This is a genomic window from uncultured Rossellomorea sp. (genome assembly GCF_947488365.1).
Taxonomy (GTDB): Bacteria; Bacillota; Bacilli; order Bacillales; family Bacillaceae_B; genus Rossellomorea.
This window is the reverse complement of sequence record NZ_CANKZT010000001.1, coordinates 383,984-397,502: the sequence shown is the minus strand read 5'-3', so window position 1 is coordinate 397,502 and position 13,519 is coordinate 383,984. Positions and strand designations below refer to the sequence as shown.

At 40.9% G+C, this 13,519-nt stretch carries 14 protein-coding genes; 8 read left to right on the top strand and 6 right to left on the bottom strand.

Annotated features, from left to right (window positions below):
- Positions 1-29: 29 nt before the first annotated feature.
- Positions 30-1,397: an MATE family efflux transporter gene (locus tag Q1B03_RS02130; RefSeq protein WP_299737687.1), complete on the bottom strand. Its 1,368-nt coding sequence runs from the start codon at positions 1,395-1,397 to the stop codon at positions 30-32.
- Between the two features lie 156 nt (positions 1,398-1,553).
- Here Q1B03_RS02130 and Q1B03_RS02125 point away from each other — a divergent pair, with 156 nt between their 5' ends.
- From Q1B03_RS02125 to Q1B03_RS02100, 6 genes are all read left to right on the top strand, one after another.
- Positions 1,554-2,321, top strand: coding sequence for a carotenoid biosynthesis protein (locus Q1B03_RS02125; protein WP_299737684.1), 768 nt, complete (start codon positions 1,554-1,556; stop codon positions 2,319-2,321).
- On the top strand, positions 2,318-3,034 hold the full coding sequence (locus tag Q1B03_RS02120) for a lysophospholipid acyltransferase family protein (protein ID WP_299737682.1): 717 nt from the start codon (positions 2,318-2,320) through the stop codon (positions 3,032-3,034). The genes Q1B03_RS02125 and Q1B03_RS02120 overlap by 4 nt, the downstream gene beginning before the upstream one ends.
- A gap of 13 nt (positions 3,035-3,047) precedes the next feature.
- A complete protein-coding gene (locus tag Q1B03_RS02115; RefSeq protein WP_299737680.1) occupies positions 3,048-4,142 on the top strand; it encodes a glycosyltransferase family 2 protein in 1,095 nt (364 codons plus the stop codon).
- Positions 4,139-5,614: an NAD(P)/FAD-dependent oxidoreductase gene (gene crtI, locus Q1B03_RS02110; protein ID WP_299737678.1), complete on the top strand. Its 1,476-nt coding sequence runs from the start codon at positions 4,139-4,141 to the stop codon at positions 5,612-5,614. Before Q1B03_RS02115 ends, crtI begins: the two co-directional genes overlap by 4 nt.
- Before the next feature lie 171 nt (positions 5,615-5,785).
- A complete protein-coding gene (locus Q1B03_RS02105) occupies positions 5,786-6,856 on the top strand; it encodes an undecaprenyldiphospho-muramoylpentapeptide beta-N-acetylglucosaminyltransferase (protein WP_299737676.1) in 1,071 nt (356 codons plus the stop codon).
- Between the two features lie 60 nt (positions 6,857-6,916).
- The gene (locus Q1B03_RS02100) at positions 6,917-7,066 is read left to right on the top strand and encodes a DUF2639 domain-containing protein (protein ID WP_299737674.1); all 150 of its coding nucleotides are present in this window, start codon (positions 6,917-6,919) and stop codon (positions 7,064-7,066) included.
- An 84-nt stretch (positions 7,067-7,150) separates the two neighbouring features.
- On the opposite strand, the gene Q1B03_RS02095 is transcribed toward Q1B03_RS02100, so the two are convergent.
- From Q1B03_RS02095 to Q1B03_RS02075, 5 genes are all read right to left on the bottom strand, one after another.
- Entirely contained in the window at positions 7,151-7,666 is a 516-nt protein-coding gene (locus tag Q1B03_RS02095; RefSeq protein WP_299737672.1) for a hypothetical protein, read from the bottom strand.
- A gap of 148 nt (positions 7,667-7,814) precedes the next feature.
- Entirely contained in the window at positions 7,815-8,372 is a 558-nt protein-coding gene (locus Q1B03_RS02090) for a GNAT family N-acetyltransferase (protein ID WP_299737670.1), read from the bottom strand.
- Between the two features lie 277 nt (positions 8,373-8,649).
- Positions 8,650-9,780, bottom strand: coding sequence for an amidohydrolase (locus tag Q1B03_RS02085; RefSeq protein WP_299737668.1), 1,131 nt, complete (start codon positions 9,778-9,780; stop codon positions 8,650-8,652).
- A gap of 63 nt (positions 9,781-9,843) precedes the next feature.
- Entirely contained in the window at positions 9,844-10,443 is a 600-nt protein-coding gene (locus Q1B03_RS02080) for a DedA family protein (RefSeq protein WP_299737666.1), read from the bottom strand.
- 10 nt (positions 10,444-10,453) lie between these two features.
- Positions 10,454-11,233: an undecaprenyl-diphosphate phosphatase gene (locus tag Q1B03_RS02075; protein WP_299737664.1), complete on the bottom strand. Its 780-nt coding sequence runs from the start codon at positions 11,231-11,233 to the stop codon at positions 10,454-10,456.
- A gap of 245 nt (positions 11,234-11,478) precedes the next feature.
- Between Q1B03_RS02075 and Q1B03_RS02070 the strand changes: the two genes are divergently transcribed.
- Positions 11,479-11,802, top strand: coding sequence for a DUF4870 domain-containing protein (locus Q1B03_RS02070; protein WP_148969340.1), 324 nt, complete (start codon positions 11,479-11,481; stop codon positions 11,800-11,802).
- 679 nt (positions 11,803-12,481) lie between these two features.
- Positions 12,482-13,477, top strand: coding sequence for a YafY family protein (locus Q1B03_RS02065; protein ID WP_299737653.1), 996 nt, complete (start codon positions 12,482-12,484; stop codon positions 13,475-13,477).
- The last annotated feature ends 42 nt before the right edge of the window (positions 13,478-13,519 follow it).

Sequence of the window (13,519 nt, the reverse complement as noted above, 5' to 3'; positions counted from 1 at the left end):
GCCATGTCTAATGGATTTAAATGATGTGTTTATTGTTTTATAAGACTATATTGCTTTCTATACTTATTCTGAATGAATAGGAGCCTGGCTGATAACGTGATGGCTCCTGCAGTTAAGCCGGATGTCAGGCCGAGCCAATACCCGTACGGACCAAAGGCAGTGTAGTTGGCTAGAACATAACCAAGCGGTAATCCAATCACCCAGTAGGATATGAGTGCCATCATAAAGGTGATATTGACATCCTTGTATCCTCTGAGCGCCCCTTGTACTGGAGCCTGAATGGCATCTGATAGCTGGAAGAACACAGCATACAATAAAAAATGAGCCGTTAATTCCAATACATATGCATCATCTGAATAGAGGTACGAGATTTCTGATCGGAACACGAGCAAAATCACACCATATATGACTGCCAATAGTAATGCAAAGCTTACCCCCATCCAGCTATAAATCTTTGCATCCCGCAGCCTTTTCGCTCCCACCTCAAACCCTACAACGATGGTTAATGCCATGGAAATACTGAGCGGGATCATATAGAGAAAGGATGCAAAATTGATCGCTGCTTGATGAGCTGCTATCACGACTGTATCATAATTGCTCATCAATAAAGTAACAGCAGAAAAGATGCTTACTTCAAAGAAAATAGATAGACCGATCGGCACCCCAATTTGAAAGAGCTCTTTCCATTTAGAGAGGTCAGGTTTATGGATGGTTTTGAAGATAAAGTATTGATTAAATGGTCTTTTTGTATGCACAACCCAAAAAGCAATGAGTGTAATGACCCAATAGGTGATAGCTGAAGCATAACCAGCGCCGACTCCTCCTAATGCAGGGAAACCGAGTTTTCCAAATATCAATAAATAATTAAATACGACATTTATCGGAAGGGAAAGCAATGTAATAAACATGGTGACCCTTGTCATTCCCAGGGCATCAATAAATGATCTCAGTACATTGTAGATGAATAATGGAATCATCCCGAATGAAAGGGCAATGAGATAATCTTTAGCAACAGTACGGACCTGTGTTTCAATATTCATTCCATTCAGAATTGGATTAAGAACGAATGCACCGACAATCATCACGAAAAGTGATAGAGCAATGGCTGCATATACACCTTGAAGCACAGTGTGGGGAACATCTTTCTTATTTCCTCCTCCTATTAATTGAGCGACGATTGGGGTAACCGCTAGAAGGATGCCGCTTAACCCTGTAAATACCGGTACCCAAAGGGAGGAACCTATGGCAACACCGGCCAGGTCTATCGGAGAATACTTTCCTGACATGATGGTGTCGAAAAAATTCATTGCAAACATTCCCAACTGGGTGACCAGAATGGGAATGAGTATAATGGATAATTGTTTGATTTTATCCTTGACTAAATGGGTTTCTCTCATAAAATGAACTCCTTTGAATAACTCCCTTGAGCTTTTGATAAATTCACTATCATACTGTATCACATTTTAGAGAGACAGAGAGTTAAATATGCATTTAAACATTGCACTCTTATATAATTGATGTTGAAAAGAAAGAGCATGTGGGAGAGGAAGATAATGACTAAAGAATGGCAGGACTGGATTTGGATCGTATTTCTTATATGGTACGGAGTGGGGATTATCCTTGTTTCTCTTGATTGGCTTCCTCCATCCCTTCAATGGGCGAATGCCGTTTTCTTATATTTGGCCGGTTTTTTGGCTATTCTTTATGCAATGAAGAAATTCGGAGGACAAATCGGGGCCATCATCGCGTTGTGTATTATGCTGCTTACGATTTTTGCAGAGTCATTAGGCGTTCATTATGGTCTGATATTTGGCTCTTATCATTATGAAAAAGACTTTGGTTTTCAGCTGGTTGGCGTACCCATCACCATAGGCTTTGCCTGGGTCATGGTGATCTTCACGAGTATGGCACACTATGAATTCCTGCTATCCCGAAGAAAGACTGTAATGGCAGCGTTTATCTATAGCACAGTTACGTCCATTTTAGCGGTGACGATGGACCTGATTATTGATCCGGTGGCTTTTAAAGGCCGGGAATACTGGATATGGGATGAGGAAGGGATGTATTATGATATTCCAACTCAAAATTTCTTAGGCTGGTTTTTTGTTTCGTTCTTCATTCAATTTTTCCTGTACTATTTGATAAAACACGAGGGTGTTTCTTCACATTGGAGCTCGCGGATGAGACGGTTGTATTACCTCGTGATCTTTATGTTTATCGTGACGGCAATCGTGGAAGGGCTTTGGCTGGCTGTTTGGGTTACGCTTGCATTTTACGGTGTGTCTCTCTTACTTAGAAAACGATTGGAGAAGGTAGTATGATCGAACCGAAAAAAAGCAGGAGATTTCAACGCCTCTTGGCCCACTACCTTACCTATCAGCTGAAGAAACATTTTTATCGTGTTTGGATCGATGATCACAGGGAGTCTGGAAAATCTCCTTCCGGTCACTTGATACTCGCAAACCATTCAAGCTGGTGGGACGGATTGATGGTCTTTTACTTGAATCATTATGTTGTAAAAGAAGACAGCTACGCCATGATGAGTCAGAAAGGGATGGAAGATTTCTCTTTTTTCCGTAAAATCGGGGCATTCTCAGTAAACCCCGACTCACCCAAAGATTTGGTCTCTTCCTTAAAGTTTGCTGAGAAGTGCCTGCAAGAGAAGAAAACTGTCTGGATCTTTCCGCAGGGCAAGGAAGAGCATCTTGAGAAGAGGCCTATTTCATTTATGAGTGGTCCAAGCTTCTTAAGTGAACGTAATCCCGAAATAAAGGTATCGTTGGTCACGTTCTACTACACATTTCGTCATGATCAAAGGCCTGAATTATTTATCAGAATCTGTGATGAGGGAGTAGATCACAATAAGCATTATTCAAGAAAAGAGCTTACAGACAGTCTAAGGACTGTTATGGAAAAAAGGATCGAGTCCCTAAAGTCCGATATCATAAATGAAGATATTTCAAGCTTTGAATTATTACTAAAAGGTTTTCCTACGAATAGTGAATGGTTGAGCTTTTGGAAAAGAAGGAAGTAGAGGTGTAAAGACATTGAATTATTTTATCTTCATCACGTTCATGTTTGTTCTGGTCACGTTCATCAATCTACTCTTTTTACCGAAGCTTTCTCGTAAATTGTCTTCGAATGAACTTGTTTCTGTACTTGTTCCTATGAGGAATGAAGAAAGAAATGTGGAAGGTTTAATTGAAAGTATTAAGAAGATTGCCCATTCGCCTGTTGAATTTATCATATTAGATGATGGCTCAACGGATCGTACCCCTGAACTCCTATTCCAATTAACCAAAGGGGATTCCCGCTTTAAAATCATCAACGGAAAGCCACTCCCAAAAGGATGGGTGGGGAAGGTCCATGCATGCAAGGAGCTGGGTCAGCATGCCCGAGGAACATATTATTTATTCCTTGATGCAGATGTCAGGGTGTCCCCGTCCATCATTGAGAAAGTATTGTTCCAGATGAACCAATACAATGCAGGGCTTGTAACGGGATTTCCGCAATTTCCCATACCTACTTTACTCAGTAAGATGCTGGTTCCCTTTCAACACTTCCTGGTATACTTTCATTTACCCATTGCAGTTGCCAATCATACGACGAATAAAGCATTTACCGCTGCTCACGGGGCCTTTATGTTTTTTAAGAAGGAAGCGTATGAAGAGTGCGGTGGTCATGAAGCAGTGAAATCGTCTTTATTAGAAGATGTGCATATTGCGAGGGAAGTGAAAGAAAAGGGTTGGAAGGTAACAATCGTCAACAATACATATGACGTGACATGCCATATGTATGATACCAATAAGGAAGTATGGGAGGGTTTCTTAAAAAATATTTATATAGGATTAGGGAGAACTCCAATTTCCGTTTTTCTGCTTTCCCTTTTTTACTTCGTATTTTACATATTGCCCCTTCCCCTGTTCCTATATGGATTAATGGCAGGGGAATGGAGCTATTGTGTTCCGCTGGTTGCGATATGGGTACAAACCCTCATGATTGATATTGCATCCAATCAATCCAGGTGGCATTTTCTTATCATGCCGATTGCTTCTATAAGCTTTATCATCATTATGTGGGCTTCGATGCTGCGAGGAATGAAGAAACAGGGATACGCTTGGAAGGGGAGGACCTATTCATGAAGGATATCGTCATTATTGGAGGTGGATTAGGGGGATTGTCCGCAGGTATTTCTCTCCAAAGTAAAGGCTATAATGTAACGATCATAGAAGAGAACCTTCATCCTGGAGGGAAAATGATGCCTGTTGAAATCGAGGAGTATACCTTTGATTTTGGACCTAATACCATTACCATGCCTGAAGTATTTCAATCGGTGATCAATGATGCAGGAGGAGACTCTTCTCATTATTTTCAGTTTGAAAGGCTTGTAAAACATACAAAAAATGTCTTTCACAATGGGAGAATTCTATATCAATCAGCGGACCCGGAGGAAATGATTACGGAACTTGAAAAACTCGATCCGTACGGGGCATCTCATTACAAAGAGTATTTAAGGGAAGTGGAAAAGCTATACACATTAGCCGAGCGGGGATTTTTCTATCGGGTTTTTGGTTCATGGCGGGATTACCTCGCACCGCAGCTATCCTACAGCTTTATGAAGGTCCGTCCCTTTGAAAAGATGGATCATTTTCACCGAAGGTTCTTTCAGGATGAAGATGTGTTGAAAGTGTTTAATCGTTATGCGACATATATTGGATCTTCACCATATGAGTGCCCGGCGACCTTCTCGTTGATCGGCCATCTCGAGATGAAAGAAGGGGTGTATTATACGATAGGTGGAAACCCAGAGATTGCAAAAGGCTTCTACCGATTCTTTGAAGAACTGGGAGGCAAGGTTCATCTGGGCATAAGAATAAAAGAGATTATAGTGGAGGAAAAAAGAGCAGTGGGGGTTGTAACAGAAAATGGTGAAACGGTACCTGCCCATGATGTAATTGTGAATGGGGATTTTATCACGGCTACGAAGAATCTTATTGAAGAGAAAGAGCGACCAAGCCATCCTGATAGGAAGCTGGACTCCTATGAACCTTCCATTTCCGCTTTTGTCATTTTGGCAGGGTTACGAGCCTACCAGGATTCCGTTCATCATCACCAAGTGTATTTCACAGAAGATTATCAAAAGGAGTTCTCGCAAATTTTCATGAAGAAAGAGCTGCCCAGTGACCCGACCATCTATATTAGCCATTCAGCTGCCACAGATCCTAACATCACCAAGGGAAGTAATTTATTTATTCTTGTGAATGCTCCAGCCGTCGAGGTGACTGATGAACAAGCCGAGGCGTATAAAGAGAAGATTTATCAGAAATTAGAAGAAAAGGGGCTGCCAATTCGGAACTCATTAGAAGTAGAGAGGGTATTCACGCCGAATACGATCAAACACAAATTCTCTGCCTATAAAGGCTCCCTTTATGGCCTGGCTTCCCACCGGATGACAGAAGCGTTTCTTCGCCCTTCCAACGTTAGCAAGGACATTGAACACCTCTTCTATGTTGGAGGAACGACTCATCCGGGTGGAGGATCTCCAATGGTTACAATCAGCGGAAGAAATGTAGCCAATTATATATTGAAAAGAGATAAGGTCTTATCTAATTAAATTAAATCATTACAACGTTCAACACGTTTGTTGCAGAGATTGAAAGGGTTCCGGTTGACGGAGCCTATTCTTTTGTCAAATTTTCGTAGTTCTATCCTCCAGACATTTTTGGTAAAGTGTATAATGATGAAAGATAAGGTTAGTAGAAAATCAAGTTAGGAGTTTATACATATGAGTAAACGCATTTTATTTACAGGCGGCGGATCAGCAGGCCACGTTACGGTTAATACAGCATTGATTCCACACTTTGAAAAAGAAGGATGGAAGATAACGTATATAGGATCAGAAGACGGAATCGAAAAGGAAATCATAACAGAACAATTTCCCCATATTCCTTATGAAAGCATCTCAAGCGGAAAGCTCCGAAGGTATTTTTCATGGAAAAACTTTTCAGATCCATTTCGAGTGATGAAAGGTGTGTTTGATGCTTTAAACGTCATTCGTAAGACGAAACCAGACATCATCTTTTCAAAAGGGGGATTTGTTTCCGTTCCCGTCGTCATGGCTGCTAAGATTGCAAAGGTTCCTGTAGCGATTCATGAATCGGATGTAACACCGGGACTTGCGAACAAATTAGCGGTTCCTTTTGCCACCAAAATCTTCACCACTTTTCCTGAAACGGTTCAATCACTTCCAAGTGATAAATCATTATGTGCAGGAGCGATCATTCGTGAAGAGCTGTTTACAGGAGATGCAAGTGAAGGAAAACGTTTAACCGGGTATTATGAAGATAAGCCTGTATTGATGATTATGGGTGGAAGTCTTGGTGCAAGAAAAATTAACGAAGCGGTAAGAGGGAACCTGAATGAACTCCTTTCCCATTTCCAAATCATCCACATTTGTGGGAAGGGGAATATCGAAGAAACCTATACCCAAAAAGGGTACCGGCAATATGAATTCATAAAAGGTGATCTTCCTCACTATTTAGCGATGACGGATTATGTGATCTCACGTGCAGGATCTAATTCGATCTTTGAATTTCTTGCGTTGAAAAAACCAATGTTACTGATCCCCCTATCAAGAGAAGCGAGCCGTGGAGATCAAATCCTAAACGCTAACAGCTTCGTAAAGCATGGTTATGCATTAAAACTTGAAGAAGAAGAGCTGACCGAAGAGAGCTTCCTCAAGAAAGTTAATGAGTTAAAGGAAAACAGAGATACCTATATCCACAACATGGAAAAAAGTCAAAAAGCCTATACCATACAAGACATGTATGAGGAACTTTCATCAATGTCCCGATAATAAGTCATGGTACCCTCCTTTAAGCATATAGTATATAAATGGTTGAAGGGGAGAAGGACAATGGCTTATCAATTTTCAAAAGGGTGGTACCTTCAGGAGCTTAAAAAGATGGGAATCAGTCATCATCCGTTAGAAAAAAGAAAATTGGAAAACTATAAAACCTATGTTGTAAGAAATCTGTATTTCGAGAAAGTAGCGAAAAAGAAATAAAAAATGGGAGCTGCCTGTTAGTGTGTGCTTATCTTTTGGAATGAAGATAAGCTGTCAACTATCAGCAGCTCCTTTTTTTGTGAGCTATAATAATTTTTCTGCGATGATATCGTTCGTTTTCTCGCTGAATCTCTGAGAGGATAAGTCTTCATTCTTGTTCATGAATTTATTTTCGATAAGGGATTGATACCAATAAATAATGATAGAATAGCTGATCGTAAGCATGTACATATAATGGTTCTTCATCCGTTTTAATTTATATATGCCTTTATTCTCGAAAAATGAGGTAAGGGGATAGGCAAATATATAATTAATGGAGAGGTTTAAGAGCATATAGAGTGGAAAGGATCTATAGGTTAATCTGAAAACCCAAAGTGTAGCAGAAAGGAACGGACCCAGAATAAACGATAAATCACCAAGCAATTTTTCTTGTTTGCTTCCTCGAATCTCCCAAAACTTTAGAACCGAGTTACATAATGTGATGGTTGTTAGAATGAAGCTCACTAAAATCGCAGAGGGAGAAAAGCGTATGATGGTTTCCTTCTTGAGAAACAGCAGGCTTCCCCAAGATAGTACGACTAAAATAATTCGAATAGGCATTGTGAAAGCCCTCCTATAAACCTTTTTCTTCACTATATCTTTCCCGGATGTAACTTGAATTTATGTATGAAGAAAGAGAGGGGGAACTTATATGGATTGTTTTTTAAAACAAAAAACCGATTTCCTCATAGGGAAATCGGTTTTTATCCTAAGCTTCCAAAGCTTGATCTTCTTCTTGGGAAGGTTGAAGCTGATATAAATAAAGTGTGTATAAGTCTTTGGGGATTTCATATAAATCATATACCTCTTCTTGAGCATTTAATTGTTCGTAAAGAGATTTTCTTGTTTCGTTCGCTTTTAGTACATATGGAAGTTTTTCTGCTGCTTTTTGGGAGCGGGTATTCACTTTGCGGATTCTCATGAATATGGTTTCCATTCCTAATTCGAAGAAAAGTTCAGCGAAGAATGCATCTTTGGCTGGTTGATTGTATCCTTTTCCATGATAGGGTTTGCCAATCCAGGTTCCCAGGAACCCAGCATTTTCTTGAATATCAAATAAGTTTATCGTTCCGATCGGGTTGCCCCATTCGTCCAAAATCGTACGGGAAATGAGTTCTCCACGCTCCTCAGCTTCAATCGTTTGTTTCGTTAAGAAGAGAAGCTCCTCATAGGAATGAGCTTTTTGACGCACGAAAGGGAAGACATCCGGGTGCACCATCAGGTCATAGAGCTCATGACACTCATGTAATTCACGTTTCTTGATCATAGTAGACCCTCCTTGAGGGCAGTCTACTTGCGTACGATCCCACCCTCGAAATTTTTAAATGGTAACTAAAAAATTTCGGGGTGGGAATCGAACCCACTAAGACCAGTCAAGAAACTGGTGGCGCACCTTTTGCCTTCCCTTCATTACAGTCGCTCAATATAAGAATTGATCACGTCTTTGTAACCGGAAATATATTATCCATTTGTATCATATACGAAATATCTCAAAAAGGAAATAGGTAAAATGCTAAATTTTGATGAAAATTTTTAACAAATTTCTACACACTTTGATAAGCGACTTCTCCATTCACCAAGGTTACAATCGGCTTGGCCATAAAATGAAATGGATGGTGGCTCCATAGTACTAAATCGGCATCCTTGTTTACCTCTATACTACCGATGCGGTCAGATACACCAAGGTTTCTGGCAGGGAGGATGGTGATTCCCTCAAGGGCTTTATGTTCGTCCAGCCCTTCCCGAACAGCGATAGCCGCGCACATATTTAAGTACTGAATCGGAGTGTACGGGTGGTCGGTCGTAATGGACACTTCGACACCAGCTTCCGTCAATTTTTGATACGTGATCCAGCTTTTGTTTTTTAGCTCTACTTTGGATCTTCTTGTAAAGGTTGGCCCTACTGAAACCTTTAAATTTTTACCATAAAATTCTTCAGAAATGAGATGACCTTCTGTACAATGCTCGATGCGTAAATCCAAATTGAACTCGTCGGCAAACCGGACCGCAGACAGGATATCATCTGCACGGTGAGCGTGTATCCGAACAGGGATTTCACGTTTTAATGCAGATACTAAAGGTGCAACTCTGAGATCTTCGGGTTGATCACAATATTTGGCTGAGAAAAATGCTTCTCTAAGCATTCCCATAATGCCCATTCTCGTAATGGAATCGTTGTTTCCATTACTATGAATCCGTTTCGGGTTCTCCCCAAGGGCGATTTTCAATCCGGACGTTTCCTTAATCAGCATCGATCGAATCGTTGATCCATAGGTTTTGATCACAGAAGTCGTTCCACCGATTACATTTGCGCTCCCAGGCATGACATTAACTGTTGTGACACCGTACTTCAGAGCATCTTTAAAACCGGGATCTAATGGATATACGCCGTCAAAAGCCCTGATATGAGGCGTCATTGGCTCAATGGTTTCATTGGCATCATTTCCTGCCCAACCGGTGCCTTCGTCATACAACCCTAAGTGGGTATGGGAGTCGATGAAGCCCGGGAAGAGAAATTTCCCCTGGCAATCATACACTGAAGCATCGGTGAAGGCCTCTATGCTTTGTGAGTGAATCTGTTTGATTTTTCCGTCTTCTATGAGTACAGAACCTTTTTGAATGGGCTTGGATGTGATGGGGTATATGGTTGCGTTCTTTAATAGTATCGAATTCATAGGTAATCCTTTCGTGGGTCTTTATTCCTTCTTATTTTAAACAATTTCATGGAAAAAAAGAAGTTAATCCTTCCTTTTGTTTCTCCAATAGGAAAAAAATAGATAGAGAACTGTTCCAACTACTGCAATGAAACTCAAAGGCTTAATATAGCGTACTCCGATTACTTCAATGTGCTCCCAGTGAGTACCCAGCTCCATCCCGATGACCATAAACAATAATGTCCAGGGAAGCATGGCTGCAAAGGTATAAAGACTAAAAGTAGAAAGAGGCATTCGGGTGATGCCAGCCGGAATACTAATGGCGTGACGGACAATCGGAATAAATCGAGCGGTGAAAATGACGATGGTACCATGCTTATCAAACCACGTTTCAGCAGCCGTCAAATGCTTTTGCTGAATAAGTAGATACCTTCCATATTTTTCAAAGAAGGGGCGGCCACCATAGTAGCCAAGCCAATAGAGAAATAGTTGTGCAAGTGTGCCCCCGATGACCCCGCTAAGGAACGCTCCAATGAAGGAGAGTTTACCGGCATTCACCATAAAGCCTGCATAGCTTAATACAAGCTCGCTTGGAATCACTTCTATCATGAGTGCAAGTGCGATTCCCGCGTAACCCAAATCAGTTAATTGTGTCAAGATTTGTACGATCGATTCATGGTTCATCGTGTTCCTCCTACATAATCCCAGAGTATTGAAGAAAGAGAATCAAGAGCCCCAGAGCCCACACATAGTAGGAGAAAATTTTAAGGGAGTGCTTTTTCAAAAAATTAACCATCGTAAGGATAGCAAAGTATCCGAATACTGCGGCACTTACTGTTCCGATGGCTAAACTTGAAAAAGAGATCGCTTCAACAGTTCCTCCCATCATTTCTTTCCCTTGTAGCACGATTCCACCAAGTATGGCTGGGGTAGATAGAAGGAAGGAAAAATAAGCCGCCGTTTCCCTGTCAAGCTTCCTGAATAAGCCTGCCGCAATGGTTAATCCTGACCTTGATAACGCCGGGAAGATGGCTGCTGCTTGAAAGCTCCCGATCACCACTGCATCTGTGTAAGAAAGGTCATCGAGTTTTTTATAGCCATTTCTCACTCCATCTGCAAAATACATAATACATCCCGTTGCAAGAAACTCCCATCCGATCGTGGAACCCGTCTTTGAGATTGAGTCAAAGAAATCTTCGAACAAAAAGCCCACGATCACAGCCGGGATGGTCCCAATGATGAGTATCCATGATAATTTACTAAAGGGGTGCCTCAACATGTAGAGAAGTTCCTTTTGATACACAACAAGAACTGCGATCAACGTTCCGATATGAAGCATCGTATCCAAGAAAAGTCCAGCTTCCTGGAGTCCAAAGGTAAGCCTTCCGAGATAAAGGTGACCTGTGCTTGAGATTGGAAGGAACTCTGTTAAACCTTGTATGATTCCCAGAATAAAGGCTTCAAATTTATTCAAATCCATCACTACCTTTCTGCAAGTCCACTAAGGACAAACTCCTCTACTTAACGTATATTCCATCCTTTCACGTTTCATGAGGACTGTCCGGAAGTTTGCAGAATTTCTCTTTAAGGGTTCTCAAAAAAAAAATACATGATTAGATGAAACTTTCTGACAGAGTGCACGTAAGTATAGAGGAGGATAGAATCTAACAGTCTGTTTACTCTTGTTTAGGGTGAGCGGTGAAAAGGAGGAATTTCAATATGCCGACGAAAGATGAAAGAATGATGGCAGCTCTTATTTATATATTAAGCTTCTTCACAGCATTCATTGGTCCATTGATCATCTGGCTTATTAAAAAGGATGAATCAGAGTTTGTGGACTTTCATGGAAAGGAATACTTCAACTTTCTTATTTCATATGCCGTTTATGGTTTGGTAAGTACCATTTTGATGGTGGTGCTGATTGGATTTGTTCTGGCTCCTGTCGTGGGTGTCCTGGCCTTGATCTTTACGATATTGGGAGCGATCAGAGCCTATGAGGGAGAGCATTATAGAATTCCGACGGTCTTTCGATTACTTAAATAAGCAGCTGGGAACTCATGAGCATTCATGGGTTCTTTTTTTCTGTTCCATTAAGGCTCTTCTCATAAACTTTGTTGCTCTTAAAAAAGCGAGTAGTGGTTGATTTCCGCTCCAGGTGCTCGCTTTCCGCGGGGCGTGAGTTGAGACTCCTCGGGCATTGCCCTGCGGGGTCTCAACTTTCCCGCAATTCCCGCAGGAGTCGAGCACCTTCCGCTCCAATCAACTTTCTCAGTATGTTTTTTTAATAAAATCTAATTTAAATCAACAAACTTTTAGCAAGTTACCTCTTTAATGGTCGCGTACTAGAAATTCTGTTTTCTATTAGTTTGTTTTTGTCACCTTTTAGCTCTGTCATGAAATCCTCTTATAGATGGGGAGGGGAACTGCGTAGACTCCTGCGGAAGAACGGGCGTGCCGAGACCCCGTTCGGCTAAGCTGAGGAGGCTCGGCCGAACGTCCGCGGAAAGCGAAGCGGTTCCCCTCACCTTCCAGCACACACTAATGGACAGAGCCTAAGCATACCCTCTGATAATAAATAACAGTATTTGCGAAAAGAAATGAGCCTTCATTAAAGTGAATTTTAGAAATAAAGTGTTGACAAAAATATCGGAATATTGATAGTTTTATAAAAATGTCTTTCCGTTTAGAAGGATAGGTTTGTCCCCGAAAGGAGCGTATCAAAATGACGAGGGTGGATAATAAAGAGAGAGTGCTTAGGCTGATGGGTATATTGAGTGAAGAAACCGATGAGGATCATGAGTTGAGTTTGGATGATATCATTAACCGTTTTAAGCAGATGTTTGGCCCTGAGGTGAAATTGAACAAAAATTCATTAAAAGATGATCTTGAGCATCTTATCAGAAATAATTTCGATGTCACCATAAACCAGGAAAAAGAAGGGCTGCCTAAATATTATAGTCATCAGTATCGCCTGTTCGAGCTATATGAACTTCGCATGCTCATCGATGCAGTCGTTTCCGCCAAATTTATATCAAAGAAGGAAACGAGACAGCTGACTGGAAAAATAAAGAGGCTCACAAGTCTTCATCAAGGGAAAAAGCTGCATAATGAAATTCAAATCGATTCCTCCATTAAAAGTGAAAGTCCCTATATTCGTCTCGCTATCCATGATATTCATGAAGCAATAGCAGAACGTAGAATGATTACGTTCCAATATGGTCGATACGATGTGAAGAAACAGTTTAATTTGAGTCATGAAGGAAAGCTTTATAAGGTGAAGCCCTATGCCCTTGCATGGGCAAATGATTTCTACTATCTGATTGCCTATTATTTTGAAGCAGACGAAATCCGCCACTACCGTGTGGATCGATTAAGGAATGTAGAACCCCTTTCTGAAACCTTTCCATATCAACCCTTTGATGTATCTAAGTATGTACAATCCACCTTTCATATGTTTGCAGGTGATGAAGAATGGATTAAAGTTTCATTTCAAAACCACCTCATCAATGTGATCATCGATAAGTTCGGAAAGGATGTAGATATTCAAAGAGATGGTGAAGACCATTTTATTCTAACTACAAAAGCCCGTGTCAGTAGTGGACTAGTGAACTGGATCTTAAATTTTGGCAGTCAGGCGAGAGTCATATCTCCGCCTTCACTAGTCGAAACCGTCAAAACGGAAGTTTCTAAGCTGCATTCTTTATATCATTCGGGATAAAGGAGCACTGATTCTCTTTGCTTTTAGAGGGTCAGTGCTTTT

Bases quoted from the DNA above. Each gene is read 5' to 3' on its own strand.
- Q1B03_RS02105 (WP_299737676.1), top strand. From the start codon at position 5,786: ATGAGTAAACGCATTTTATTTACAGGCGGCGGATCAGCAGGCCACGTT.
- Q1B03_RS02125 (WP_299737684.1), top strand. From the start codon at position 1,554: ATGACTAAAGAATGGCAGGACTGGATTTGGATCGTATTTCTTATATGG.
- Q1B03_RS02070 (WP_148969340.1), top strand. From the start codon at position 11,479: ATGCCGACGAAAGATGAAAGAATGATGGCAGCTCTTATTTATATATTA.
- Q1B03_RS02100 (WP_299737674.1), top strand. From the start codon at position 6,917: ATGGCTTATCAATTTTCAAAAGGGTGGTACCTTCAGGAGCTTAAAAAG.
- Q1B03_RS02090 (WP_299737670.1), bottom strand. From the start codon at position 8,372: ATGATCAAGAAACGTGAATTACATGAGTGTCATGAGCTCTATGACCTG.
- crtI (WP_299737678.1), top strand. From the start codon at position 4,139: ATGAAGGATATCGTCATTATTGGAGGTGGATTAGGGGGATTGTCCGCA.
- Q1B03_RS02130 (WP_299737687.1), bottom strand. From the start codon at position 1,397: ATGAGAGAAACCCATTTAGTCAAGGATAAAATCAAACAATTATCCATT.
- Q1B03_RS02120 (WP_299737682.1), top strand. From the start codon at position 2,318: ATGATCGAACCGAAAAAAAGCAGGAGATTTCAACGCCTCTTGGCCCAC.
- Q1B03_RS02080 (WP_299737666.1), bottom strand. From the start codon at position 10,443: ATGAACCATGAATCGATCGTACAAATCTTGACACAATTAACTGATTTG.
- Q1B03_RS02065 (WP_299737653.1), top strand. From the start codon at position 12,482: ATGACGAGGGTGGATAATAAAGAGAGAGTGCTTAGGCTGATGGGTATA.
- Q1B03_RS02085 (WP_299737668.1), bottom strand. From the start codon at position 9,780: ATGAATTCGATACTATTAAAGAACGCAACCATATACCCCATCACATCC.
- Q1B03_RS02095 (WP_299737672.1), bottom strand. From the start codon at position 7,666: ATGCCTATTCGAATTATTTTAGTCGTACTATCTTGGGGAAGCCTGCTG.